Here is a 25,088-nt window from a genome sequence, read left to right as displayed (position 1 = left end):
TAACAAGCGTCAACCTTTCCAGACTATCTTCACGACAATGACAGACAAAGAAAAATCCACAATTCAGGAACAACTTGCGACATTATACCTTCGTTTAAATGGCTATTTTACGACGGGTTATATTATTCATTCTGACGAAAAGAAGATAGAAGGAGAACTTGACATATTAGCTGTACGTTTTCCTTTACACAATCAATATTACACAGAACATAACTCATCAAAATTTTTAGAAATTTCTTCTAATATTGACATCATTATTGCAGAAGTAAAAAGCAAAGGACAGCCTTTACAATTTAATCATTGCTTAAAACAAAAAGAGACTCTTGAGCCATTGCAAAAGCTTCTTCGGTGGACAGGAGTTTTAGCAGACGATAAAATTGACGATATAGCCACTGAATTAAATTCTCTTGTTCAAACCAAAGAGAACTCACAATTACAGTCTTTTCGTTCAACCAAGTTTATAGAAACTAATTTCGGGAAAATAGCAATCAGACCAATATTATTTAGCCCTGAAAAAATTAATATCAACAATGCTGACAAGTTTATAAATTGGACTGAAATAAATGATTTCGTATGGTTGTGTTTATGCCCAGAAGACATAAGAGAGAAATGCGGTACACGTTATGATTTTACTGCTTGGGGACAAAGCTTTAACGAAATTGTTAGGGCTTACAAGGACAGACAAATTAGCCAGACAAAATTTGAAACCATTACTGAACTATACAAGTACATTGAAGACAAGCGACTCAAATAAGACTGGCACTAACAGGGATAGCGTTATAGGGGCTGACGAACAAAGGTTCAAGATCAGTTTTTCAATTGAACTTTAGTACAAGGGTTAAGCTGACGTTCCCTGATTTCTCCTATAACGCCAATGCTTCAATGTTAGCACCAATTAAATAAGAACAAGAATGGATTTCATTTTTAAATATACTTGGGTAATATTCATTGCCGTGATGATTATCAACGGAATCATTTTCAAAACCCGTTCAGATAAATACATTGCAGATAACCCTGAACGCAAAGAAGGTTACGACAAACTAATAAAAGGTTTGCTTATTTATGGGAATATTCCTTGGGTGATTATGGCAATTGGTGACTTGACTGGTATTACATATGGTATTTGGGACTATTTCAATCCTAAATCAATGAACCCAATGGTTTTAATTTTTCATTTCTCCATTATAATTATTTGGATCCGGGGGAGTATTTGGATTTATCTAAAAGGTGGAGCAACCTTTCTTGCAAAACATCCTGGACTGATAACATTTAATGGACCAGGTTTTAATAAGGAAATTACATCCCCTGTGATAATAAAAATATTTTGGACACTAGCCTTGGCAGGAGGCATTGCAGGTATGACGATAATGTGGTTGACCACACCAACAATACCCGGACATTGAAAATGAATAAAAATAACTGTTAATAGTGGTAGTAAGTATATGATAACAAAAGCAAAATAACAATTACTTTTCTACTAATAAATTTTATAATGGTAAAGTAGAAAATTTAAAAAGTGAAATACTTAATCAAAATGCTGAATGGATAATTTATAATTGTAAATAAGATTATTCAATTCAGACCATAATTGACAATAAAAGTGGAGCGGGTTTTGACGAATTTATTCCAATAGCCAAAAAAGTTTTGTCAGATATGTTAAAACGCAAATTCAAATGTTAGTTTTTCAGATGAACTTAGTTTTAATTAGTACTTTGTATTCTAAACACATCGCCAGGCCGCAAAACCTTACTAGCCACTAACAGCTTTGTAATTTTTGGGCAACATGTATTAGCTAAGTGTAGCATTATTTATTATGTTATTATCGTGGGCAATTGCATAAGTAAGTTCAAAATTCGCAAAACCTGAAAACAGTTAGTGGCAACGGTAAAACTAAAGCCTGATGAATGAACAGACAAGTATAAAAAAAAGCGAGTGGGAAAAGTTTAGCCACCTATTTAAACGACAGGAAATTTCTGCCAAGACCACCCTTTTAAAAGAAGGTCAAATTTCGAAAACTGCGTATTTTATTGAGAACGGCTGCCTGCGTTCCTGGTTTAACAACAATGGTAAAGACATTACTTTTCAGTTTTTTTTTGAAGGTTATGGTGTCTCTTCTATTGAAAGTTTTAAAAAAAACGAACCAAGCTTATTTACTATCGAAAGCATTGAACCCTGCATTATTCAATCTATTTCAAAAAAAGACTTTGAGTTTGTTTTAAACGAGTCAATAATTATAAAAAAAGAAGTGGATGAGCATATTTTTCAGCGTTTATTCTTTTATCAACAACTTTTTCTTTCAAGAATAAAAGACAATCCCGAAAAGCGTTACAAAGAATTATTGAAGCAACATCCCGAAATTTTAAAGCGTGTTCCACAACATTATATTGCTTCGTATCTTGGTATTACACCTGTTTCACTAAGCCGAATAAGAAACAGACATTAAAATCATTTCTTTACAATTGTTATCGTTCCACAAGGAAGTAGCTTCTCAATTTTGTAGCGTAAATTTTAAACAATACAAAAATGAGAATAGCAATCGTTTTCAATCACCCTTATGAGGGAAGTTACTGCAACGCAATTTTAAAAGCAGTAACAAAAGGACTTCAAAAAGCCAATCACGAAATTGACCTTATTCATCTTGACAGGGACGGCTTCAATCCTGTAATGACAGCGGCGGACCTTAAAGCTTTCAAAGACAGGAAACCCATCGACCCGAAAGTTATCGAATATAAACAACGGCTTGATGAAGCCGACCATTTGCTTTTTATTTTTCCAATTTGGTGGGAGTTAATGCCTGCAATGACAAAAGGATTTATTGACAAAGTAATCTTTCCAGGTGTAGCATATGATTATACACCGAGCGGAAACGGAATGATACCCCTTTTTAAAAATGTGAAAAGTGTTACCGTGATAACAACAATGAATACACCAGGCATTCTTTATCGAATACTTTTCGGAAACGCAATAAAAAAGGCAGTCATAACAGGGACTTTTTGGAAAATGGGTTACAAAAACAGAAAGTGGATAAATCTAAGTATGGTTAAAATGGCGTCGGACAAGAAACGTATAAAATGGCTGACAAGCCTTGAGAATAAATTTGCAAAAATGAAATAAGTAGAAGATAAGCGCTAGCAAAAGTTTGTCAAAATTGGTAGGGAATTTAACGTCAGCCTGTTATATTGCATAAGATTTTATTTCAAGCCGCCAAATCGCAAAGCCTTGAGACGTTAGCACCAATTTTATGAACGACATCTTCGCAGACAAAAATATCTATCCTCACGAAGGAAAAATAAAAGACCACTATAAGGACTTTTATGAAGCTGCATTTGTTGCTTTTTTACCATTCTTTAAAGTTGACAGAAAAAATACGGACAATACAAACTTAAAAAAATCAAAACAAATTACACACGAAGAAGCAAGACAAGAATTTGATATTCTCAAAGACATACAAGCACTTAATGCCGACATTTTTAGTTACTCAAATAAGGACTTTCCAACAGACCGGGAAATTTTTGACAGCGGACAGGCTATTTCTTGGGATGCAGTAGTTAAAGGCTCTGGACTCAAAGACAATTCAGAGCTAAACAAAGGTTTGCGGACTTCAATCGGTGCATTAAGACAAGTTTTCCGCAGACCTGAGTTGACAGAGAAATTAAATAATTACACAAGTAATCAGAGTATTTGGCACCCGACAGAGGGCGGATTTGATATACTTTCAAAAGTTGCAATTTATAATGCCTTCAAGCTTCTCAAAAAGAATGAAATTATTGCAACAGACGAGTTTTATGAAACAACTTCAACATTCGAACTTGACAAACAAACAGCCTTTGACTTTGCAGAAAAAATAGGTTACAAAGACTATTTCATCTATTCCCTAGACAAAGAACTATTGTTCACTATTGAATGGGACAGTTTCTTTTTCCTAATCGCAACTGGGCAGGAGAAAATGAATAAAATCATTTCAGCAAAATTATTTGAAGGTTTTCTTTGTAACGAAAATACAGAACATACTTGGGACTATGAAGAGGACGAAATTCAAAAGTATTTGGACATAGAAAAAAACAAAAGGTATTAACAGCAAGCCCAACGATAAAAAAAATGGGTGGAAATCTTGGAATTAATACAACCGGACAGAAGGAAACTGATGTTAACATGAGTTTGGCAAAAGTGGTGGTTCAGTGCTTTATAGACACCGTAATGCATCCGGAAACCGTACAAACATCGACAACAGATAACAAATGATAGAAGTTTTACGCAATCATATTACATGTCGACTGGGAAACGACCTTGACAATTTAGACAAGGTGCTCTCCGCTTTTAAACACATCTCGACCAAAAGAAATGAAGAAATTTTAAAACAAGGCGAAACTTGTAAATATGTTTATTTTATTGCCAAAGGATGTTTACAGGTTTATGTGTATGATAAAGACTTTTGTGAAACCACTCGCGACATCGTAATAGAAGACAATTGGTGTTCAGAATTAGTAAGCTTTGGGAGTGGTAATCCAGCAAATGAAAATATAAGAACTGTTGAACCTTGCGAACTTTTCGCCATTGACAGACAAAACTTTCAAACCATGATGGAAACCGTTCCGCAGTTTGATAAAGTATATAAACAAATTCTTGAAGCATCTTACGCCAATTCTGTTTATCGCATCAACACGTTTATTGCGCTTTCTGCACTGGACAGAATAAAATGGCTGATGGAATACCGACCAACGCTAATGACCAGACTTTCAAGTAAACTCATTGCATCGTATTTAGGCATCAATAAAGATGTTTTTAGCCGGCTGAAAGCTAAATTATAAAACATCGACTTTTGTCATCGTTCACGGAATTTTAATTACTGAATTTTATTTCATCATTCACATTTAAAATTCAAGACAATGACAACCTATTTATTATTATTTCGCAATGCAAGTGCCGACACCGGCTACTTAACAACCTCACAAGATATGGCCGAAGATATGCCGAGGTGGCAATCGTGGATTGGTACTATCGCAAGTCAAGGCAAATTGGTTCATACTGCACCCGTTCGTTATGAAGCAACCATTGTAAACAACAATGAGGTTAAAGCCGGTCCGCACAAAGAAACAGACAGCGTTTTAGTTAGTGGCTTTTTAATCTGTAAATCCGACAATTTGGAAGATGTTCAGGAATGGAGCAAGACTTGCCCAATCCTTAAATATCCGAACAGTTCGGTAGAAATCAGACCACTTATTCCATTTCCAACCAATTAAACTTTACCGGAATGGATAAAATTTTAAATTCAGGAAGATACATTTTTCCGCTGTCGTTTTTACTGTATGTTGGTTTGCACCTTGGAAAACCAGAAGTAGGCGCTTCGTTCGTGCCTGATTACCTTCCGTTTCCATATTTTTGGAACTACTTCACTCTGGTATGTATACTGCTGTTTATTGTGAGTGCCGTAATTGGCAAATACGACAAACTAGCCTATTCGCTGATGGCTTTGTATGTAATTTTAATGGCTGTATTGGTTCACCTGCCACGGGCAATGGGACACGAATTAGGGACAGAAAATATGACGGCTGATTTTACAAGGGAAAAAGAATTGGAAATGGTCAATTTTTTCAGAAACATTATGGTAACAGGTGCATTACTGGCCTTTGCAAAATTTGTAGCGAAAGACAAAAGCGTAATTTGTTAATTAAAATGACATTTTATTTTTTCAAGTCGGGACAAATCATGTTCCGACTTTATGTAATTTAACACGGTGGAAAAAGAAGTCCATATGCCTGACAGTACCTATAAGAAATTGGCGGTTCAGTACTACGTATAAACATTTGTTGTTAATGGGGATTTGCGCCTCGGCAACCATTTCATGCTGAAAGTAGCCTCGTGCTAAATTCAATTTTATAAATTAATGTCCGGAACGACCCCAAAGCGCCGGCCCTCAGTTTAGAACGATACACCACTATAAGAAAAATAAGTGTAAGTTTATATAACGAGAATAAAAATGGAAAAACTACAATTCAAAACAGAGATAATCGCATCAGCTCAAAAAGTGTATGAAACGATGTTGGGCCTAAAAGACAAAAGCACCTATGAATATTGGACATCGGCATTTAATCCTACGTCCACTTACGAAGGAAGTTGGGAAAACGGAAGCAAAATTCACTTTGTAGGCGTAGATGAAAACGGGAAAAAAGGCGGGATGGTTTCTGAAATCAAAGAACACCAGCCTGCCAGATTTATATCCATAAGGCATTACGGTTTTTTGGATGGCGATACCGAAGTAACAACTGGTGAAGAAGTTGAAAAATGGGCAGGCGGACACGAAAATTATTCTTACAAAGAAGAAAACGGCATCACAACTGTAACGGTAGATATGGACGTGATAGACGACTATCTGGATTACTTCAACAACACTTATCCGGCAGCATTGGCTAAATTAAAAGAAATTTCAGAGCGATAATTACTTGAAATGACACCATTATATTCAGGTACTGGCAATCGTTGATAATTTTTCGGCAGATACTAAAACAAGATTTGAACTAATCTGGGCAATGTTTGTTACTTCCATTCATTTTAATAATTAACAATTATGCAACAGGAAACAAAAACTATAGTTGACCGTATGTGTTTAATTTGTAGTTGTAATAAATGCCATAAAATTCTGACAGAATGAAAAAATATTTAGTAACAATCTTACTATCAATTTTTGTAAACTTTGTATTTGGACAGATGGAAAAAACAGAAAATAAATCTGTTGCAGACAGTTTTGAGATGAATTATAATGCAGATAATTTTGATGCAATATTTTCGAGTTTTTCTGCTGAAATGCAAAAAGCATTACCACTTGACAAAACAAAAGAATTTTTGACAAACTTGAAAAAACAGGCCGGAAGAATTACAAAAAGACAATTTGTAAAGTATGAACAAACCTATGCTTCATATAAGACAAATTTTGAAAAGGCGTTACTTGCAGTTAATATATCCGTTAACAACAACTCAGAAATTAATGGACTATTTGTTAAACCTTTCAAAGAAAGTAATCTGCCAACTTTAGTTCGCAACACAACAAAACTAATTTTACCATTTAAAGATGAGTGGACAGTTACCTGGGGTGGCGATACAAAAGAATTAAACTATCATATTGAAAACAAGGCTCAAAAAAATGCTTTTGATTTGGTAATAACTAACGATAAAGGAACCTCATATAAGACAAACGGGAAAACCAATGAAGATTATTATGCCTTTGGAAAAGATCTCATTGCACCTTGCGACGGAGAAGTTGTTTTAGTAGTTGACGGCGTTAAAGATAATGTTCCGGGAATTTTAAACCCTGTGTACGTCCCGGGCAATACGGTTATCATAAAAACCCAAAACAACGAGTATCTATTTTTTGCTCATTTTAAACAACATTCCATTGTTGTTAAGCAAGGACAAAAAGTAAAACAAGGACAACTACTTGGAAGCTGTGGAAATTCAGGCAATTCATCAGAACCTCATTTACATTTCCACATACAAAATGTAGAAGATATGAATTCAGCAACAGGCGTAAAATGTTATTTTGACAAAATACTGGTAAATGGTCAAATAAAAACAGATTATTCGCCAATTCAAAAAGAGAAAATAAGCAACGAAAAAAAATAGCAAAAGTATCATGGACGTTGGGCAAGTTCCGTTTTTCAACAATGATTTTGCATATTTCCAGCAGCACTGCCTGATGTTACCTCCTTCTTGGAAGCTCTAATATCGAGAAAGGAATTATTGCGATGAACCATGCGCCAAATCTTGAAGCTGATGAGGCGTGTATAAGAACCAGGTTTTCAAGTTTTAAAGCTTAATTTTTGAAAGACTAAAAAATTAAAAATCATTGAACGCAGATTTAGGTCGTGCGCCCTGAATTGCAAAATTCAATACACGCGCGCTTCAGTTAAACACTAGTAATAAATTCGGGTTTTTGTTTTGATTGCCCGCTCCCATTGCAAGGCCGCTACACCATTAAAGCGACAAATCACAAGAAACTACCTGGTTGTGAGCAGCAATCTATCTATTTTATTTACGGGGCTGGGAGGTCATAAACAATCATTATTAAAAAAATTAACCACTATTTTAAAAAAACTTATCTGAAAATTTGCGAAACCGAATAGTTGCACATATATTTGCAACTGAATGGTTTCATAATTAATTTTAAAAAAGTGAGAAGAGATATTTTTCAGGCGATTGCCGACCCCACCCGACGGGCGATTATTGCATTAATTGCACTGCAGGCAATGACACCCAATGCCATTGCCGAAAACTTTAACACAACCCGCCAAGCGGTTTCAAAGCACCTCCGGATTTTAACAGAATGCGAATTAGTGAAGCAGGAACAGCAAGGCAGGGAAATTTACTATACCCTTGAAATTGAAAAAATGAAGGAAATGGATAACTGGTTAGACCAGTTCAGGAAAATATGGGAAATCCGTTTTAATCAACTCGACAATGTATTATCGACACTTAAAAAACAAAAAATATGAAAAACGATTTGCAATTTGATTTTACCGTAGACAAAACAACAAAAACGGTATTTATAACCAGGGAATTTGATGCTGAACAAGCGCTGGTATGGGATGCTTTTACAAAACCAGAGCTACTCGATCAATGGGTTGCACCTAAACCCTGGACAGCCAGAACAAAACATATGAATTTCGAAGTCGGCGGACGAAGATTCTATGCCATGGTGAGTCCCGAAGGTGATGAGCGCTGGTCTGTTCAGGAATATACTGCTATTACACCGAAAAGTAATTTTAAGATGTACAATACTTTTGCGGATAAAGATGAAAATAAAGAGCTGCCGGGTTCTGACTGGGATTATAATTTCAGTGAACAAAATGGCATAACCAAAGTAGTTATTACCATTTACAATGAATCGCTGGCCCGTTTGGAACGGATGATTGAAATGGGCTTTAAAGAAGGCTTCACTGCCTCTGTAGATAATTTAGAAAAACTACTCGCCACGCTATCAAAAAATAACAGTTAAACAGATATACTAAACACAACATTAAAAATTAGAATTATGGCACTAATAAACCCACACATCAACTTCAACGGAAATGCCGAAGAAGCATTTAATTTTTACAAATCAGCATTTGGCGGAGATTTCGAAAGAATCGTACGCTTTAAGGATATAGCAAGTGCAGAAAAACCCATATCTGAAAACGAGGCAAACAAAATTATGCACATTGCGCTGCCAATTGGCCAAAACATGCTAATTGGCAATGATGTACCTGAAATTCTTGGTAAAGTAAACGAAAGAGAAAACAGGTCCAAAATATCTATTAATGCAGAAAGTCGTGAAGAAGCTGACAAGTTATATCATTCGCTTTCAGCAGGTGGAGATATCGAAGTACCCATCGGGGATAGTCCGTGGAATTCTTATTTTGGAATGTTTAGAGACAAATTCGGCATTGAATGGATAATAGATTTTATGCCCCAGATAACCCCGGAAAAATAATGAACACTAAACATCGGTTCGTCAAAAGCCGGGCTAACCTGGCTTTTGAGGCATTTAGCTTCCTGCATTATTAAGCAAAAAATAAAATTTACAGATGATTTTAAGCAATCACTGTTTAATAAATTAAGAAAGATTAATAAACTGCTGTTCATTATCAAATAGCAGTCAGTTGGCCGATCCGAAAAATAATTGGTTAATTTTTCATTAAGTTAATTAGTATATCTAAATTGTAACGTAAACAAAATCAGTAAAGTTATAGTAATATATACTGCTAATTATCGAAACGGCATGAAAAAAATAATCTGGTTTTTACTAATGCTTATAGCCGGACAAGTTTATGCCCAAAACATGTCCCTGTCAAACAGAATTAAAGCCGTTGAAAACAGCCTGATTCCTTTTGTCCCGGTAAAGGGATTTGAAGGCTGGACTATTACAGACAGGATGAAATATTACAAAGTTCCGGGTGTAAGTATTGCGGTTATTAAAGATTATAAAATTGACTGGGCGAAAGGTTATGGCTTAGCAGATACAACACAAAAAACACCTGTTACTACCGAAACAATGTTTTCTGCTGGTTCTATCAGTAAATTTTTAATGGCTGTTACGGCATTAAAAATGGTTGAAAACGGAGAAATTGAATTGGAAAAACCAATAAATAATTACCTTTCTTCCTGGAAAATTCAAGAAAATGACTTTACAAAAAAGACGCCTGTTACCTTAAGAATGTTGTTGAGTCATTCTGCCGGAACCTCTCAATCTTCTTATTTTGGCTTTACGCCATCACAACCGCTGCCCACCCTTGTAGAAATTTTGAATGGTGATAAAATTGCCGGAACCAGGCCTGTAGTTGTAAATAGTGAGCCGAATAAAGAATTTCGCTATTCAGGTGGCGGGAGTATGATTGCGCAGCTGGCTTTAATGGATGTTGCTAAAAAAAGTTTTTCTATGTTAACTCAAAACTTGCTTTTTGACAAACTGGGCATGAAAAATTCAACCTTTGAACAGCCGGTTCCGGCAAAGTTTACAAGTCAAAGTTCCTGGGCTTACTCAAGCGCTTCATGGTTTAAGGGAATGCCTTATGTTTATCCGCAGCAGGCAGCAGCAGGGCTATACACCACGCCAACTGACCTCGCAAAGTTTTTTATAGACATTCAGAAGTCTTATAATGGAAAAGGAAAAATATTAAGCCAGGCTACAACAAGGAGAATGCTTACTGCACAACAAAACGTTTCTGATGGTTCGTATAAAGAGCAAATAGGAATAGGACCTTTTTTAATTCAGCGAACCGATAACAAGTCGGCAGAGGGCGTTTATTTTGAATTTACCGGCGTAAATGCAGGTTTTCTGGCTTATGGTATTGCAGGTATCACCAGCGGAAATGGCGTCGTGATCATGCTTAATTCCGGAGACGATGTAAATGGATTGGGTAAAGAAATCAGAAGAGCAGTTGCCAAAGCATATCACTGGACAAACTTTTTACCAGCTGAGTTAAACCCAATAAAATTGCCTGACGAAGAGTTAGAAAAACTTGTGGGGCGATATAGAATGTCGACAGATGAAGTTGTTTACTTGCGTAAGGAAAAAAACTATTTAGTAGAAAACATAAACGAAGGGAATGACATTTATTGCTTCCCGGTTGCTAATGATACAATTGTTTTTACGGACTACAACATAAAAGGCTTTTTTAAAAGAAATGATAAAGGGGAAGTAACCGGGCTTCAAAATATTTACCAGGAAAAACCGATGCCAAAGATGAAAGATGATGAATTTTCGCCAACCGAATATTTAAAATTGAAAAGATATGATGAGGCAAAAAAGGCAATTGGAAGTATGAAAATGAATGAATATAAGATTACCTATTTCGCTTATGAGTTGATGAACAAAAAACCTTTGGATATGGCTGCTGTAAAAACGGTTTTGGATGTTGCACTGGAACAGCATGCAAATTCGTCAATCGTTTACAGCCGTTGGGGCGACTATTATTTAAAATATAACGATAAACCCAATGCAATAAAAAGTTATCAGAAAGCACTGGAGCTTGACCCTAACGACGAGCAAACGAAAGAAATTCTAAACATTTTAAAAAAATAAGGTGTATAGCAACTAACCTGCAAAATTATGCTTTTATGCTTCAAAAGAAATTTTACGTTATAAAATTCACAAGGGAATAGCTTCAAACAATTAACTTTGCTACCACCAGCTTTTGTTTTCTCGCAGACTTGTGTACATTTAATACTGTAAACGGCACCAGTCCAAAAAATATGGTACTTCTGTTTATTGGTAAATAATCCCTGTAAAACAAGAAATATAAAAGCATGAAATATTCGTTTTTTCTAATTCTATTTTTATCCGTTAAAGTATATGCTCAAAAAGTAGACATCTTATTAATAGGTGTTTCGCATAATTATAGTAGCTATTCCGAACAAGATTTTTCGGGCATTTACAGTAAAATTAAAAAATTTAAGCCAACTGCTTTTTTCGGGGAATTTTTGAGCAAAGAGGATGAACGGCTTGTTATGGATTATTGGTGCAAAGCAGACAACAGTAAACGACTAAAAATGCTGATGAACAATCGAAGCATTACGGCGGCATTGCTTCCTAAAATAATTGATAGTTTAAAAAAACTATCTCTACTAAAACCAAAAGACTATCAGCTAAAAACCGATTTGGCTCATGCATATTACCTTAATCAGGATGTGGCAAATGGTCATTACCAATTTTGGCAGGTTTTTAATAACCTCCGCCAGTATCCGGATACCAAACTTGAAAGTTATGTTAATAAATTGCTCAGTCCACAACTGGATACCACGGGGCGAAGTATGAAAAGGCTAAAAACATCTGAATATGCACTAATTGCATTTCCAATAATGCAGGAAATGGGCATTAGCGAATTACTTGCTATGGATTGTCAAGATTATGATTTGAATTGGAGTGCATCATGGGCTGCTTTCGATGCAAAATTCAATGTATTTAGAAAAGATACAGCTACACTTCATAAAAAAGAATTAAAAAGTCATCTTAATAAAATTAACGAAGGCTTTGAAAAATATAACAGTATCGAAAAAACTTCGAAAAATGTTACGGAATGGCTAAATACCGAAGAGGCATCGGCAATTTCTGCTTCAGGAGATTTTTATTTACCCGAGATGTATGCTATGAACAATTTCCCTAAAGAAGAAATGCTTTCGAAAATACATTGGTGGATAATGAGAAATAAGCGTATGTGCGATAATGTGGTGAATCAAGCCAGAACTTTACGTAAGGGCAAAGTGGTGGTTATTGCCGGCGCCAATCACAGAAAGTATATGCAGGACATTTTCAAAACAATGCCAGGTATTACAGTAAGAAATATCAATGAAATTGAATAAGCTTTACTGAGCATAAATAAATGGTGACTTGGTAATAATTCTCAGCACATAACCTGAATTAATCACATATTATTAAAATTTGTAAATGCATTAATAGCTAAAAACTCCTGATATTATTTAAACATAAAACCAAAAGATATATTATTTTTTTTAAACAAAACGAGCGAAAACTAATTAAAACCACTATAAGTTATTAAAAAACAACTATTTGTAGCAATATTACAACCATAAGTAGCTGACTTTTTTACATTATGATGCAAAGTCGAAATTAACTTTACAGCATCAAATAATTAAAAATAAAATCATGCTAAATTCAAAATCGATTGGCAATAAAATTGCCATGGCACGAAAGAAAATAAATCTTTCACAAGCAGAACTTGCACAGCGGGTATCCATCAGTGCTCAAGCAGTAGGCAAATGGGAACGTGGCGAATCAATGCCAGACATTACCATGCTAAACCGTCTGGCCGAAATTTTAAGTGTAGACCTTAACTATTTTTCATAAAATTTTCCTCCTTCAGCTAACATTACAGGTATTGAGCCATTGCATAAGCCATCTGATTTATTACCAGGCCGAAAACAAAAGGACAAACATAGTTTGAATATGTCAGACGGTAATTGGGAAAATGTCGACTTTTCAGGATTAAAAAATTTACAAGAAAAATTCAGCTCATCAAATATGAAGAACTGCAAATTCCTTGGTTCAGATTTATCAGGGCTTTTGTTTAAAAGTAACAATTTTGACCAGTGTGATTTCTCTGGTTCTGACCTCAGCAACAGCCAAGTACAAAAGTGCAATCTAGCGAACAGTTTATTCAAAAACTGCACACTTAAAGAAAGCGAATTTTTATGGAGTTATCTATTCGGATGCGATTTTACATCGGCAGACTTTACAGGAGTAAAATTGAAATCGGGTGGCTTTGAAAAAAATATAATTACAAATACGGTTTGGAAATACACCTCTTTTATTTCTATAAAAATTATCAATGTAGTTTTTGAAGGTAAAATGGAAGACTGTTATTTTGAAGCCTGTTCTTTTTCTAAAGTAACATTTCAAAATGTAAAATTCACTAATACCTTCTTTAAATATAATGTATTGAAAAACATCAAATTTATTGATTGTGAAGCAGATAAAATGACTTATGAATTATTGAAACACGGAAAGGCAGATTTAACGGGTTTATCTTTATTAACGGTATAAACATGATTAAGAATATTAAAACGAATAACAATTTGTTAGAAGAATTAAAACATACTTCATTTTAAAATAAAAGCCTTAAATATTTTAAACGTAATGGCTAAAAATTCGTAAAATTATCAGCATTGGCAAAAAGAGCGTAATATTGCCAATTACAGCTATTAACAATAGCAATTTTACTTCGCTATTTCAACAAATGAAACCATGAATAAAACACCATTTTCGAAGATTATTGCCGGCACCATGACATGGGGTATTTGGGGTAAAGACTGCAATACTAAACAAATGATCGAATTGATGAACTGTTGTTTAGAAAACAACATCACCACATTCGACCACGCAGATATTTATGGAGATTACACCACCGAAACAGCTTTTGGAGAGGCTTTACGCGATAGTAAAATTGACAGAAATAAAATACAGCTGATTTCGAAATGTGGTATTCAAATGCTATCAGAAAAGCGGAAAAATGCTGTAAAACATTACGATTATTCTAAATCCTATATTATCTGGTCTGTTGAGCAGTCTTTAAAAAACTTACAAACCGATTATTTGGATTTACTTTTATTGCATCGCCCAAGTCCGTTGATGAAAGCTGATGAAATTGCAGAAGCCATTGAAAAACTTAAAAATGACGGGAAAATTTTAGATTTTGGCGTTTCAAATTTTACGCCATTACAAACAGATTTAATAGAAACGAAAACTAAAATCAATTACAACCAGGTTAAATTTTCAATCACTCATTTCGATGCCATGCTTGATGGAAGCTTAAGTCACATGCAAGCACATGATATTACGCCCATGTGCTGGTCTCCATTGGGTTCTGTTTTTAAAAACGATGATGAAAAATCGCACCGTATAAAAAAAATTGCTGCAAATTTTTCATTAAAATACGATGTACCGGTTGATGTAATATTGCTCGCCTGGATTTTAAAACATCCATCCGGAATTTTACCTGTTTGCGGTACTGCAGATCCATCAAGAATTGCAAATTTAATGAAAGCAGCTAGGGTAGAAATGGAATTACAAGATTGGTTTGTTTTATGGACTGAGAGTTCGGGCGTACCGGTTCCCTAACGTTATTTCTGTTTTTGATTTTTTATCCAGAATAGGTAAATACATCACAATTATAAATTAAAGAGACAAATTAATTTCAATTTTGTTATTATTTTCAAATGAAGAAAAAAATTATATCGGGTTAAAATTCATCTATGATAACAATTGGAAAAAATAGAACAAGCCATAACAAATTTTGTAAAAGGTGGCGATAATAGCGACACTGTTCTGTTAGATAATGTTTTGCATAAAGATTTTAGGGTAACCAATAATGGTTTTATGGGCACCCCGGGCTTTACAATTATTGATAAACAAAAATATTTATCAAATATAAAAGACGGTATTTTTGGCGAATTAGCAAGAAAAATGATAATAGAAAGTATTGATTATAGTGAAACGATTGCCATGATTAAACTACGCTTAGAAAGTTCTGAAAATTATTTTGTGTCCTATAACTCTTTGGTATTAGAGACGGACAACGAGTGTAAACTGATAAATAACATGGCAGTTGTTGAAGCAAAAAAGGATAAGCAATGAAAGCAAATAAATCTAAAGATGAATTGTTAAAATCTGCCAACGATTTAAATTCACAGCAGCTTTATCACGGAACAAAGGCCGATTTAAAAATTGGAGACCTTATCGAACCTGGTTTTAATTCAAACTACGGCAAACGAAAAAAGGCCGCTTATGTTTATTTAACGGCAACACTTGATGCGGCTACCTGGGGTGCTGAACTTGCTTTTGGCGATGCGCCCGGCAGAATTTATATTGTAGAACCGACAGGCGATATAGAAGACGACCCGAACTTAACAGATAAGAAATTTCCTGGCAACCCGACCAGGTCGTACCGAACCAACAGCCCTATTCGCGTTATTGGTGAAATTACCGGTTGGGAGGGCCATTCACCCGAAAGACTTAAAGAGATGAAAGATCACCTCGAAAAGCTTAAGCAAATGGGTATCGAAGCCATTGAAGATTAATGCTGTAAAACCAGGTTATTTTTATGCAAACCGCATCGCCACTGTATTGTTATTCCTAATATGGCTGACGAGAAATCTAAAACATTACGTTTAATATTGGGCGATCAACTTAATATTAACCATAGCTGGTACAAAACAGTTGATGATTCCGTGAGCTATGTGCTCATGGAAATACGGAGTGAAACCGATTATACTCAACATCACATTCAAAAGATACTTGGTTTTTTTGCGGCCATGCGAAATTTTGCTGAAGAACTAAAGCAAAAACAACATCAGGTAATTTATATAAAGCTGAACGATAAAAATAACCAGCAAAGTTTTGATAAGAATTGTAAGGCGCTTATCGCCAAATATAAATTCACGAAATTTGAATACCAGTTACCCGATGAATATAGAGTAGATGAACATTTAAAAGCGTTTTCACGTCAGCTTAAAATTGCATTCAGCATAAGCGATACGGAACATTTTTACAGTACCAGGGCGGAGTTGAAAGACTTTTTTGCAGATAAAAAAATGTTTTTAATGGAAACATTTTACCACTACATGCGTAAAAAACACCGGGTATTAATTGTTGATGGCGATAAACCCGTAAATGGTAAATGGAACTTTGATGAAGACAATCGCCGGAAGTTACCGAAAACGCATAAACCCATCCCCCCTTTCGTTTTTGATAATAATTTAAGTGATATAGAAACTGAAATCCATAAAGCCAATATTAAAACGATGGGTAGCGTTGATAGCCGGCATTTTTTATGGCCCGTAAACCGGACCCAGGGTTTGGCACTGCTTAACTTCTTTATAACACATTGTTTGCCCTTATTCGGCACCTTTCAGGATGCTATGGCGCCCGGTGAATGGTCTGTTTACCATTCCCGCCTGTCGTTTTTAATGAATACCAAATTACTCTCGCCAAAAGAAGTGGTTGATAAAGCCATCGAAGCCTACTATAAAAATCCGGATAAAATTGCCTATCACCAGTTAGAGGGCTTTGTAAGGCAAATTATTGGCTGGCGGGAGTATATGAGGGGCATTTACTGGCTAAAAATGCCGGAATATGCTACGCTTAATTATTTTGACCACCGTAATGAATTACCGCAATGGTTCTGGACGGGTAAAACTAAAATGAATTGCCTTAAAAATGCGGTACAACAGTCACTTCAATTCGCTTATGCGCACCATATACAACGATTAATGATCACTGGCAACTTTGCATTATTAGCCGGTGTACATCCTGATGAGGTAGATGCCTGGTATCTGGGTATTTATATTGATGCCATTGAATGGGTCGAAATAACCAATACAAGAGGCATGAGTCAGTTTGCTGATGGTGGAATCGTTGGTACCAAACCATACGTAAGTTCTGCCGCTTACATCCATAAAATGAGTGCTTACTGTAGCGGTTGTTATTATGATAAAGCAAAGAAAACCGGAGAAAAAGCCTGCCCTTTTAATAGCTTGTACTGGAATTTCTATGACAAGCATGAGGCCAAACTTGTTAAAAACCAGCGCATAGGCATGATGTATTCGATATGGCATAAAATGCAGCCCCAGGCAAAAGCAGAGCTATTGGAACAAGCTCAATATTACCTTTCTCATATCAATGAATTATAAAAATCTGCTAGAACCCTCGTAAGTCGCCACGTAAACGCTGAACCAAAGAAATATCCAGATATTAAAAAAAGAAACGCTTTAAGATTCCCGCCTGCGCGGGAATGACGACTTACGGGAAAACAAATCTGCGAGAATCACCGAAATCTGCGGGAACCCTTATAAGAATTGCCACGGAAACACGGAAAGCACGGAAAAATATTTAGATATCAAAATAGAAATGCATTAAGATTCCCGTCTGCGCGGGAATGACGACTTACGGGAAAAAATCTACGGTAATCACCAAATCTGCGGGAACCCTTATAAGAATTGCCACGGAAACACGGAAAGCACGGAAAAATATTTAGATATCAAAATAGAAATGCATTAAGATTCTCGCCTGCGCGGGAATGACGACTTACGGAAAAAAAATCTGCGAGAATCACCGAAATCTGCGGGAACCCTTATAAGAATTGCCACGGAAACACGGAAAGCACGGAAAAATATTTAGATATCAAAATAGAAATGCATTAAGATTCCCGCCTGCGCGAGAATGACGACTTACGGGAAAACAAATCTGCGAGAATCACCGAAATCTGCGGGAACCCTTATAAGAATTGCCACAGAAACATGGAAAGCACGGAAAAATATTTAGATATCAAAATAGAAATGCATTAAGATTCTCGCCTGCGCGGGAATGACGACTTACGTAAAAAAATATGCGGTAATCGCCAAATCTGCGGAACCCTTATAAGAATTGCCACAGAAAACATCATATGCTGAACAGACTGTAACAAACGCCTATTCATGAATTCTAATATACTCAGGTAAACATCCAGAATTAGAAAAAAATAAATCACCAAAAAACTAAACCCGTCATGAAATCGTTTTTTTTTACGATCACGCTTTTTTTCACAGTGCTTATAAGTTGTCCGCGTCTTTTTGCTCAAAATAACAAGACAACTTCAATTGATAGCCTTATTAAAAAGAAGATGAACGAAACGGGTATAGTTGGAATCGGAGCTGCAATTATTATAGATAAAAAAGTAGTCTGGACAAAAGGATATGGTTATGCCGACAAAGAAAACAAACTTCCGTTTACACCTTCAACCATCATCAATATTGCTTCGATAAGTAAAACTTTTACCGGTGCCTGTATAATGAAAGCCGTTGAAGATGGAAAAGTGTCACTCGATGAAGACATTAACACTTACCTGCCATTTAAAATAATTAACCCAAATTTCCCGAATGAGAAAATTACATTAAGGCATTTGGCTACGCATACTTCGGGATTAGTAGACCGCTACCCTTTTTATACCGACAGCACTTATTTTTATGGAGGCCATAAACCAGAACCCCTGGGCGATTTTTTAAAAAGCTATTTTGTAAAAGGAGGAAAACATTATTTAAATGACAATTTTTTAAAAGCTAAACCAGGTACTCAACGAGATTATTCAAACATAGGCGCCGGATTGGCAGGTTATATCATTGAATTAAGAACCGGAAAAAAATTAAATGAGTATGCCAGACAACATATTTTCAAACCTCTGAAAATGATAAACACAGGCTGGAGTTTAGCTGAAATCGATATCCGTAAACACGCCAAACTGTATGATAAACAAGGCGATAGCATTACACAAGTACAATTATATGAAGGAACAACCTACCCTGATGGCGGTATTCACACTTCCGTAAACGATTTAACTAAGTTTTTTATCAGTCTGTTGAACGATGGCGCATATAAAAATGTCAGGATATTAAAAAAAGAAACGGTTCAGGAAATGCTTCGTTTTCAATATAATGAAAGAAGTAAACCCGAAAATGTAAAACCTGATAAACTTAATTCAGGGATTTTTTGGGCGACCAAACTGGGTGCTACACGAATCGGACATAACGGTTCGGACCCCGGCGTAAGAACATTTATGCTTTCTGATTTAGCAAAAAAAATTGGCGTAATTGTATTTTTCAACACCGCTCTGAGTGAAAAAGAAGAAGGCAAATTTTTTGATATATACGAAGACCTGTATAAATATGCCCGGGAGTTAAAAATTAAATAACATGGTCACCAGTATAAAGAACAAAGAAATTTAAACTTAACGTTCATCAGAATGTTAGTTCATTATAATCTATATTATATAAAAACCAGAACGATGAAATTAGCAAATAATAAAATTTTAATAACCGGTGGTGCAAGTGGTATTGGCCTAGGTTTAACGGAAAGATTTATTCAGGAAAACAATACGGTAATCATTTGTGGCAGACGCGAATCACTACTCAAAGAAGTAGCAGCTAAATTTCCTGCTGTTATCACCAGGGTTTGCGATTTGGCAAAAGCAACCGACCGTTTAGACCTTTTTAATTGGATTGAGGAGAATCACGCCGATTTAAATGTGCTTGTAAATAATGCAGGTATTCAAAATTGGGTTAACGTTTCTGATGGAAATCTTTTTGACAAAGCAGCAAACGAAATTGAAATTAACATCACCGCCCCGGTACATTTAGCAAACCTTTTCCTTCAGCTGAACTCTTTAGATACAATTATGAATGTTACTTCGGGTTTGGCATTTGTCCCGCTTTCAAAAGTTCCTGTTTATAGCGCAACGAAAGCATTTTTACGTTCGTTCACCCTATCCTTAAGGCACCAGTTAAAAGATAAAAACATCGAAGTAATTGAAATTATTCCACCTGCTTTAAACACCGACCTCGGAGGAAAGGGCTTACACGATGAGCATCCATCCGTGAGCGACTTTATCGAATCGATATTTAAACAACTTGAAGCAGGAAAAAATGAGCTTACTTTTGGCACCAGTGAAGCAAGGGCTGAAGCAAATAATGAAGCCATTTTGAAATACTTTAAGCTGATGAATCCATAGTTTGGAATGGAAATGCAAAAATCAATTTGCCGTAGCTGCTGGTATAGTTCTATTGTTAAATTGCTTTATGGTTTCAGACAGATATAAAGATTTACGAAGAAAATTGTTTACCAGAAACACCGAATAATCTGCGGGAAACTTATAGAATTTGCCACGGAAACGCGGAAATCACAGGAAAATATTTAGAAGTTGAAAAAGAAATAGCATTAAGATTCCCGCCTGCGCGAGAATGACGACTACTAGAGAACTAAATCTGCGGGAACCCTTATTAAAATTGCGAAACACTGAGCCACGGAAAATTATTCAGATATTTAAATAGAAACGCTTAAGATTCCTGTCTGTGCAAGAATGATGACTTATGGAGCACAAATCCGCAGGAACGCTTAGAATTGCCGCAGAAACGCTGAGCCCCGGAAAAATATTTAGATATCGAAAAGAAACGCATTAAGATTCCCGCCTGCGCGAGAATGACGACTTATGGAAAAAAATCTGCGGGAATCACCGAAATCTGCGGGAACTTTTATAAAATTGATGTAAAGCTTTAAAACGCTTGGAAAGAACGTAGAGTTAATAAAAATTAGTTGAGTATATATTAGAAATCCCGGTTAATAAACCGGGATTTTAAATTTAATTAGCTGTCGCCTTAAGTGATTTAATTTCAGTAAGTGCATTTTGAATGCCATCACGCTGTTTATTCAGCAAATCAAGATGGTCGGCATGTGTTTTAGGATCTTTCAAAATCGCATCATATTTTTCTACCGCAGCAGTTTCACCGGTTTCGATGGCGCCGAGTATAGCTTCATCTTCTTTGCTGCTTAGCGCTTCCTTAATATCGATCCAGGTTCTGTGTATTGCGCCAAGTATGCCACCTTCGCTGTTATCTGATTCACCGCCATGACTGGCCAAATGCGCTTTCAATTCAAGTTCGTATGCTTTTCTTTCCGCAGCATATTTTAGAAATATTGCTTTTAATTCGACATTGTCAGTTGATTCGCTGGCAGATTCATAACCCTCTTTACCATCGTTAACGATAGAAACAAGTCCTTTTAAATCTGAGATAATTTCATTGTTATTTTCCATAATTTTAATCGATATCTATAACAACCCGATATATCGCTTAATAGTTTTAATAATTGTTATTCAAAATATTAATAAAACTATTCCTTAAAGTTGGTGTTGATTATGAATTATTTCAGCCAGCACATTATTTAAGCACATGACGAATTTAAACGAATTAATTATCCCTGCGGCAAGACAGGGAGAGATTGAAGTACTGCAGGAACTTATCCTTAGAAACGCAGATGTGAATTACTGCGATTTAAAAGGCTATACGCCCTTGATTATTGCTTGTTACAATAACCAGATAGAAGCCGCCAAACTACTCATAGCGGCTAATGCGAATCTGAATGCAGCTGATGAAGGTGAAAATACAGCACTGATGGGTGTAAGTTTCAAAGGCTATACGTCAATTGCAGAATTGCTTATAAAACATGGAGCCGATCTTGATTTACAACATGGAAACGGCGGAACAGCACTGATGTTTGCCGCAATGTTCGGCAGAAACGAAATATTAAAATTATTGCTGGAAAGTGGCGCAAATAAAAACATCAGGGATAATAAAGGTCAGGATGCGATGGAACTCGCTGCGCTTCAGGGAAATGAAGCCGGCTTGAGATTATTACAGGCGTCTGGATACTAAATTAATTTTGCAATAAACCTTTAACGAGGTTTTTCCATTGGGGATAAGATAAACCAACTTTCGCGGCCATTCCTACAACAAAATTCCTGCTCTTATCCAGGAATTTTCCATGATCAGTATTCGGGATTTCATTTCGCCCATGTTCTTCGGCCGATACCACAAGCCCGAATTTTCGGATAATAAACGTTGAAGTAGCATCGTCTTTAAAAAAATGCGCTATTGCGCCATCCTTATCCATCGGATGACTACAGGGCTGAACAATTATATACGATATTTGCTCTTCATGATTTGAAAGCTCTTTAATTTCTTTCACCCTAACCCAATCGTAGCCCATTCCGGCATGCGTACCCGGACCAGGGATATCAATTCTGATAAAATCGCCAGGTTCTGCGGTTCTGTCTGCGCGGATGCCATGCGCATCCATCAATTGAAATGAAGACATGCCGGCATATTTTCCCCATTCATTAACGCTCAGCAAACGTTTTGAGGTGTTTTCAAAAAATGTTTTTGCTTCTGCTTCCGTTTCAAAAAACCGCTTTTCTACGGCATCCATAGCGCCTCCTGCAATTTGCGGCGGAATGATATTCATATCAACATTTTCGCTTTCCATATCTTTAAAAAATTAGGCGAAGACCGGTAAAGATCTTCGCCTGCCTGAACTTTTTGATTTATGCAGGAATTTTTCTGGGATTTTCCCTGTCCCAGAAGCGGTGCATGGCAATCATTTTTATGAAAGTTTCCGTTAAATTTTTTACATCTGCCGAAACGATAACACCTTCCCGCAATACAGTTTCCTGTGAATATTCTGCGGGTAGCTTCTTAAAAAAGTAGGTCGATTCCAGTACCTGAATGGCTTCATCATCTGCGGCTATTGCTTTACAATGTTTAAAAGCTTCATTTAAGAAATGAACCGCATCGGCATGGGCCTCTAGCGTAGCTACCGAATTCCCGCCGCCCGGAACATATACCGCATCATAAAGAACTGAAGCAGCCGTAAGAAAACTTTCATCGGGTGTTATCAGTTTATCGTTTTTAGCGATAATTTGTCCGAGTTTCGGCGCTATAATGTGTACAACGGCACCTTCCGCAATTAAAGCATCTTTTACCTTACTTAAGCTTTGTTCATTGACGCCGTCGGCGGCAAGAATCGCTACTTTTCTGGTTTGAATGGTATCTTTAATTGTTCCGGCCATACTCAAAGCATCAGATTTGGTGAGGCTTCCTTCAGGATTCAGGGAAGCGTATTCCGAACGATCAGCATCTGCAGGAACACTGTTGTTAAGCTCTTCCAACGGAATATCAGGAATGTGAATACCTAAAGCAAATGCGATTTCTGCCGCAAGTGCGCCATCGATTTGATTTAATAAGGCAAGCATCCGTTCTCTAATCGCTACCGCCTTAACTTTTCCCAGTTCAAAACTCAGCGCATCGATAATGTGATTTTTTTCCGCATCGCTTTGCGAATTAAAGAACAACCTGGCCTGCGAAAAATGATCAAAAAAACTACGGCTTCTGGCCCTGATTTTTTTTGCATCTATCCGTTCGTTATAGCTTACAAAACCACCTTCTGCCGCTTTCGCCTGCTTAGGATCGTTCGCGCCAATGGCATTTGGCCCGTAGCTTGTTTTACCCCTGTTTATGGTTTGACGCATATGCCCGTCTCTCTGGTTATTATGAACCGGAACAACAGGCCGGTTAATTGGTATTTCGTGAAAATTCGGTCCACCCAGGCGAATTAATTGTGTATCGGTATAAGAAAATAACCTTCCTTGCAATAAGGGGTCATTTGTAAAATCTATCCCGGGTACGACATGGCCAACGTGAAAGGCAACCTGCTCGGTTTCGGCAAAAAAGTTATCCGTATTGCGGTTAAGCGTCATTTTACCGATGCGTTGTACAGGCACAAGTTCTTCAGGGATTAACTTGGTCGGGTCCAGAATGTCGAACTCAAATTTAAATTCATCCGCTTCAGGTACAATTTGAACCCCAAGCTCCCACTCCGGAAAAGCACCGGCTTCGATAGCATCCCAGAGATCCCTTCTATGGAAATCAGGGTCTTTACCCGAGATATTCTGCGCTTCATCCCAGGCAACAGAATGCACACCAAGCAGCGGTTTCCAATGAAATTTAACAAAGTTAGCGACGCCATTCTCATTCACGAACCGGAAGGTATGTACGCCGAAGCCTTCCATCATGCGGTAACTTCTGGGCAGGGCCCGGTCGCTCATGGCCCACATAATCATGTGTGCAGATTCGGGCAGCTGCGAAATAAAATCCCAAAAGGTATCATGAGCAGATGCTGCCTGTGGCATTTCATTATCAGGTTCCGGTTTTACCGCATGTACTAAATCCGGAAATTTAATCGCATCCTGAATAAAAAATACCGGCATATTATTACCGACCAAATCAAAATTGCCTTCCTGAGTATAAAATTTTACTGCAAAGCCACGTACATCTCTTGCCAGATCTGAAGAACCCCTGGAACCGGCAACCGTTGAAAAGCGAACGAAAACAGGTGTTTCCACGCCAGGGTCGCATAGAAACGCAGCCCTTGTCAGTTCAGACATGTCCTCATAAACTTTAAATACACCATGCGCTGCAGAACCCCTGGCATGCACAACCCTTTCAGGAATACGCTCGTGATCGAAATGCGTTATTTTTTCACGCAAAATGAAATCTTCCAGTAATGTGGCTCCCCTATCCCCGGCCTTGAGCGAATTCTGATCGTCATTAATTTTCAGTCCATGATTACTTGTCATAAACTCTCCGGAAGAATCCGCAACAAAAGATTCGAGCTTTATTGTTTTATCATTTTCCTGCTGTGCAGGAGCGTTATTTTTATCAGACGTTTTCTTAGCCATTTG

General features: G+C 36.7%; 28 protein-coding genes. 25 read left to right on the top strand and 3 right to left on the bottom strand.

Annotated features, from left to right (window positions below):
• Positions 1 to 37: 37 nt before the first annotated feature.
• From O0931_RS01330 to O0931_RS01215, 24 genes are all read left to right on the top strand, one after another.
• Positions 38 to 754 (top strand): hypothetical protein, encoded by a 717-nt coding sequence (locus O0931_RS01330; protein ID WP_269413764.1) that lies wholly within the window; start codon positions 38 to 40, stop codon positions 752 to 754.
• Between the two features lie 157 nt (positions 755 to 911).
• The gene (locus O0931_RS01325) at positions 912 to 1,403 is read left to right on the top strand and encodes a hypothetical protein (RefSeq protein ID WP_269413763.1); all 492 of its coding nucleotides are present in this window, start codon (positions 912 to 914) and stop codon (positions 1,401 to 1,403) included.
• A gap of 497 nt (positions 1,404 to 1,900) precedes the next feature.
• Positions 1,901 to 2,443, top strand: coding sequence for a Crp/Fnr family transcriptional regulator (locus tag O0931_RS01320; protein ID WP_269413762.1), 543 nt, complete (start codon positions 1,901 to 1,903; stop codon positions 2,441 to 2,443).
• An 80-nt stretch (positions 2,444 to 2,523) separates the two neighbouring features.
• Complete coding sequence (locus O0931_RS01315) at positions 2,524 to 3,114, top strand: NAD(P)H-dependent oxidoreductase (RefSeq protein ID WP_269413761.1); 591 nt, start codon at positions 2,524 to 2,526, stop codon at positions 3,112 to 3,114.
• A gap of 127 nt (positions 3,115 to 3,241) precedes the next feature.
• A complete protein-coding gene (locus O0931_RS01310; protein WP_269413760.1) occupies positions 3,242 to 4,075 on the top strand; it encodes a DUF2711 family protein in 834 nt (277 codons plus the stop codon).
• Positions 4,076 to 4,098: 23 nt separating this feature from the next.
• The gene (locus O0931_RS01305; RefSeq protein ID WP_269413759.1) at positions 4,099 to 4,242 is read left to right on the top strand and encodes a hypothetical protein; all 144 of its coding nucleotides are present in this window, start codon (positions 4,099 to 4,101) and stop codon (positions 4,240 to 4,242) included.
• Positions 4,239 to 4,808, top strand: coding sequence for a Crp/Fnr family transcriptional regulator (locus O0931_RS01300; RefSeq protein ID WP_269413758.1), 570 nt, complete (start codon positions 4,239 to 4,241; stop codon positions 4,806 to 4,808). Before O0931_RS01305 ends, O0931_RS01300 begins: the two co-directional genes overlap by 4 nt.
• A 78-nt stretch (positions 4,809 to 4,886) precedes the next feature.
• Positions 4,887 to 5,240 carry a YciI family protein gene (locus tag O0931_RS01295; protein ID WP_269413757.1) on the top strand — a complete coding sequence of 118 codons (354 nt, stop codon included), beginning with the start codon at positions 4,887 to 4,889 and terminating at the stop codon, positions 5,238 to 5,240.
• An 11-nt stretch (positions 5,241 to 5,251) separates the two neighbouring features.
• A complete protein-coding gene (locus O0931_RS01290) occupies positions 5,252 to 5,668 on the top strand; it encodes a hypothetical protein (protein WP_269413756.1) in 417 nt (138 codons plus the stop codon).
• Positions 5,669 to 5,977: 309 nt separating this feature from the next.
• Positions 5,978 to 6,436: an SRPBCC domain-containing protein gene (locus tag O0931_RS01285; RefSeq protein ID WP_269413755.1), complete on the top strand. Its 459-nt coding sequence runs from the start codon at positions 5,978 to 5,980 to the stop codon at positions 6,434 to 6,436.
• 209 nt (positions 6,437 to 6,645) lie between these two features.
• Complete coding sequence (locus tag O0931_RS01280; RefSeq protein ID WP_269413754.1) at positions 6,646 to 7,617, top strand: M23 family metallopeptidase; 972 nt, start codon at positions 6,646 to 6,648, stop codon at positions 7,615 to 7,617.
• Between the two features lie 548 nt (positions 7,618 to 8,165).
• Positions 8,166 to 8,486: an ArsR/SmtB family transcription factor gene (locus tag O0931_RS01275; RefSeq protein ID WP_269413753.1), complete on the top strand. Its 321-nt coding sequence runs from the start codon at positions 8,166 to 8,168 to the stop codon at positions 8,484 to 8,486.
• Positions 8,483 to 8,989 (top strand): SRPBCC family protein, encoded by a 507-nt coding sequence (locus tag O0931_RS01270; protein ID WP_269413752.1) that lies wholly within the window; start codon positions 8,483 to 8,485, stop codon positions 8,987 to 8,989. The genes O0931_RS01275 and O0931_RS01270 overlap by 4 nt, the downstream gene beginning before the upstream one ends.
• Before the next feature lie 36 nt (positions 8,990 to 9,025).
• Positions 9,026 to 9,463 carry a VOC family protein gene (locus O0931_RS01265; RefSeq protein ID WP_269413751.1) on the top strand — a complete coding sequence of 146 codons (438 nt, stop codon included), beginning with the start codon at positions 9,026 to 9,028 and terminating at the stop codon, positions 9,461 to 9,463.
• A gap of 288 nt (positions 9,464 to 9,751) precedes the next feature.
• Positions 9,752 to 11,554 carry a serine hydrolase gene (locus O0931_RS01260; protein WP_269413750.1) on the top strand — a complete coding sequence of 601 codons (1,803 nt, stop codon included), beginning with the start codon at positions 9,752 to 9,754 and terminating at the stop codon, positions 11,552 to 11,554.
• A gap of 224 nt (positions 11,555 to 11,778) precedes the next feature.
• Positions 11,779 to 12,831, top strand: a complete 1,053-nt coding sequence (locus tag O0931_RS01255; RefSeq protein WP_269413749.1) for a DUF5694 domain-containing protein — start codon at positions 11,779 to 11,781, stop codon at positions 12,829 to 12,831.
• A gap of 304 nt (positions 12,832 to 13,135) precedes the next feature.
• Complete coding sequence (locus O0931_RS01250; protein ID WP_269413748.1) at positions 13,136 to 13,336, top strand: helix-turn-helix domain-containing protein; 201 nt, start codon at positions 13,136 to 13,138, stop codon at positions 13,334 to 13,336.
• A gap of 39 nt (positions 13,337 to 13,375) precedes the next feature.
• Positions 13,376 to 14,032 (top strand): pentapeptide repeat-containing protein, encoded by a 657-nt coding sequence (locus O0931_RS01245; RefSeq protein ID WP_269413747.1) that lies wholly within the window; start codon positions 13,376 to 13,378, stop codon positions 14,030 to 14,032.
• A 201-nt stretch (positions 14,033 to 14,233) separates the two neighbouring features.
• Entirely contained in the window at positions 14,234 to 15,106 is an 873-nt protein-coding gene (locus O0931_RS01240) for an aldo/keto reductase (RefSeq protein WP_269413746.1), read from the top strand.
• A 144-nt stretch (positions 15,107 to 15,250) separates the two neighbouring features.
• Positions 15,251 to 15,622 (top strand): nuclear transport factor 2 family protein, encoded by a 372-nt coding sequence (locus O0931_RS01235; RefSeq protein WP_269413745.1) that lies wholly within the window; start codon positions 15,251 to 15,253, stop codon positions 15,620 to 15,622.
• Positions 15,619 to 16,065 (top strand): NAD(+)--rifampin ADP-ribosyltransferase, encoded by a 447-nt coding sequence (gene arr / locus O0931_RS01230; RefSeq protein WP_269413744.1) that lies wholly within the window; start codon positions 15,619 to 15,621, stop codon positions 16,063 to 16,065. Before O0931_RS01235 ends, arr begins: the two co-directional genes overlap by 4 nt.
• A gap of 60 nt (positions 16,066 to 16,125) precedes the next feature.
• A complete protein-coding gene (locus O0931_RS01225) occupies positions 16,126 to 17,676 on the top strand; it encodes a cryptochrome/photolyase family protein (RefSeq protein WP_269413743.1) in 1,551 nt (516 codons plus the stop codon).
• A gap of 854 nt (positions 17,677 to 18,530) precedes the next feature.
• Entirely contained in the window at positions 18,531 to 19,709 is a 1,179-nt protein-coding gene (locus O0931_RS01220; protein WP_269413742.1) for a serine hydrolase domain-containing protein, read from the top strand.
• Positions 19,710 to 19,802: 93 nt separating this feature from the next.
• Positions 19,803 to 20,525 (top strand): SDR family oxidoreductase, encoded by a 723-nt coding sequence (locus O0931_RS01215; protein ID WP_269413741.1) that lies wholly within the window; start codon positions 19,803 to 19,805, stop codon positions 20,523 to 20,525.
• 627 nt (positions 20,526 to 21,152) lie between these two features.
• Here the strand turns inward: O0931_RS01215 and O0931_RS01210 are convergent.
• Positions 21,153 to 21,605, bottom strand: a complete 453-nt coding sequence (locus O0931_RS01210) for a ferritin-like domain-containing protein (RefSeq protein ID WP_269413740.1) — start codon at positions 21,603 to 21,605, stop codon at positions 21,153 to 21,155.
• Between the two features lie 136 nt (positions 21,606 to 21,741).
• Between O0931_RS01210 and O0931_RS01205 the strand changes: the two genes are divergently transcribed.
• Entirely contained in the window at positions 21,742 to 22,224 is a 483-nt protein-coding gene (locus O0931_RS01205) for an ankyrin repeat domain-containing protein (protein ID WP_269413739.1), read from the top strand.
• 1 nt (position 22,225) lies between these two features.
• On the opposite strand, the gene O0931_RS01200 is transcribed toward O0931_RS01205, so the two are convergent.
• On the bottom strand, positions 22,226 to 22,834 hold the full coding sequence (locus tag O0931_RS01200) for a hypothetical protein (RefSeq protein ID WP_269413738.1): 609 nt from the start codon (positions 22,832 to 22,834) through the stop codon (positions 22,226 to 22,228).
• Between the two features lie 58 nt (positions 22,835 to 22,892).
• Positions 22,893 to 25,085 (bottom strand): catalase, encoded by a 2,193-nt coding sequence (locus tag O0931_RS01195; RefSeq protein WP_269413737.1) that lies wholly within the window; start codon positions 25,083 to 25,085, stop codon positions 22,893 to 22,895.
• Positions 25,086 to 25,088 lie beyond the last annotated feature (3 nt).

This window comes from Pedobacter rhodius, from assembly GCF_027213645.1.
GTDB classification, from domain to species: domain Bacteria; phylum Bacteroidota; class Bacteroidia; order Sphingobacteriales; family Sphingobacteriaceae; genus Pedobacter; species Pedobacter rhodius.
The sequence above is the reverse complement of the archived record's forward strand: the minus strand, read 5'-3'. Positions and strand labels throughout refer to the sequence as shown.

Coding starts and splice junctions, on each gene's coding strand:
- O0931_RS01210 (WP_269413740.1), bottom strand. CDS start 21,605: ATGGAAAATAACAATGAAATTATCTCAGATTTAAAAGGACTTGTTTCT.
- O0931_RS01250 (WP_269413748.1), top strand. CDS start 13,136: ATGCTAAATTCAAAATCGATTGGCAATAAAATTGCCATGGCACGAAAG.
- O0931_RS01320 (WP_269413762.1), top strand. CDS start 1,901: ATGAATGAACAGACAAGTATAAAAAAAAGCGAGTGGGAAAAGTTTAGC.
- O0931_RS01310 (WP_269413760.1), top strand. CDS start 3,242: ATGAACGACATCTTCGCAGACAAAAATATCTATCCTCACGAAGGAAAA.
- O0931_RS01195 (WP_269413737.1), bottom strand. CDS start 25,085: ATGGCTAAGAAAACGTCTGATAAAAATAACGCTCCTGCACAGCAGGAA.
- O0931_RS01215 (WP_269413741.1), top strand. CDS start 19,803: ATGAAATTAGCAAATAATAAAATTTTAATAACCGGTGGTGCAAGTGGT.
- O0931_RS01240 (WP_269413746.1), top strand. CDS start 14,234: ATGAATAAAACACCATTTTCGAAGATTATTGCCGGCACCATGACATGG.
- O0931_RS01265 (WP_269413751.1), top strand. CDS start 9,026: ATGGCACTAATAAACCCACACATCAACTTCAACGGAAATGCCGAAGAA.
- O0931_RS01255 (WP_269413749.1), top strand. CDS start 11,779: ATGAAATATTCGTTTTTTCTAATTCTATTTTTATCCGTTAAAGTATAT.
- arr (WP_269413744.1), top strand. CDS start 15,619: ATGAAAGCAAATAAATCTAAAGATGAATTGTTAAAATCTGCCAACGAT.
- O0931_RS01225 (WP_269413743.1), top strand. CDS start 16,126: ATGGCTGACGAGAAATCTAAAACATTACGTTTAATATTGGGCGATCAA.
- O0931_RS01305 (WP_269413759.1), top strand. CDS start 4,099: ATGGGTGGAAATCTTGGAATTAATACAACCGGACAGAAGGAAACTGAT.
- O0931_RS01330 (WP_269413764.1), top strand. CDS start 38: ATGACAGACAAAGAAAAATCCACAATTCAGGAACAACTTGCGACATTA.
- O0931_RS01260 (WP_269413750.1), top strand. CDS start 9,752: ATGAAAAAAATAATCTGGTTTTTACTAATGCTTATAGCCGGACAAGTT.
- O0931_RS01290 (WP_269413756.1), top strand. CDS start 5,252: ATGGATAAAATTTTAAATTCAGGAAGATACATTTTTCCGCTGTCGTTT.
- O0931_RS01270 (WP_269413752.1), top strand. CDS start 8,483: ATGAAAAACGATTTGCAATTTGATTTTACCGTAGACAAAACAACAAAA.
- O0931_RS01295 (WP_269413757.1), top strand. CDS start 4,887: ATGACAACCTATTTATTATTATTTCGCAATGCAAGTGCCGACACCGGC.
- O0931_RS01220 (WP_269413742.1), top strand. CDS start 18,531: ATGAAATCGTTTTTTTTTACGATCACGCTTTTTTTCACAGTGCTTATA.
- O0931_RS01285 (WP_269413755.1), top strand. CDS start 5,978: ATGGAAAAACTACAATTCAAAACAGAGATAATCGCATCAGCTCAAAAA.
- O0931_RS01205 (WP_269413739.1), top strand. CDS start 21,742: ATGACGAATTTAAACGAATTAATTATCCCTGCGGCAAGACAGGGAGAG.
- O0931_RS01300 (WP_269413758.1), top strand. CDS start 4,239: ATGATAGAAGTTTTACGCAATCATATTACATGTCGACTGGGAAACGAC.
- O0931_RS01325 (WP_269413763.1), top strand. CDS start 912: ATGGATTTCATTTTTAAATATACTTGGGTAATATTCATTGCCGTGATG.
- O0931_RS01280 (WP_269413754.1), top strand. CDS start 6,646: ATGAAAAAATATTTAGTAACAATCTTACTATCAATTTTTGTAAACTTT.
- O0931_RS01200 (WP_269413738.1), bottom strand. CDS start 22,834: ATGGAAAGCGAAAATGTTGATATGAATATCATTCCGCCGCAAATTGCA.
- O0931_RS01315 (WP_269413761.1), top strand. CDS start 2,524: ATGAGAATAGCAATCGTTTTCAATCACCCTTATGAGGGAAGTTACTGC.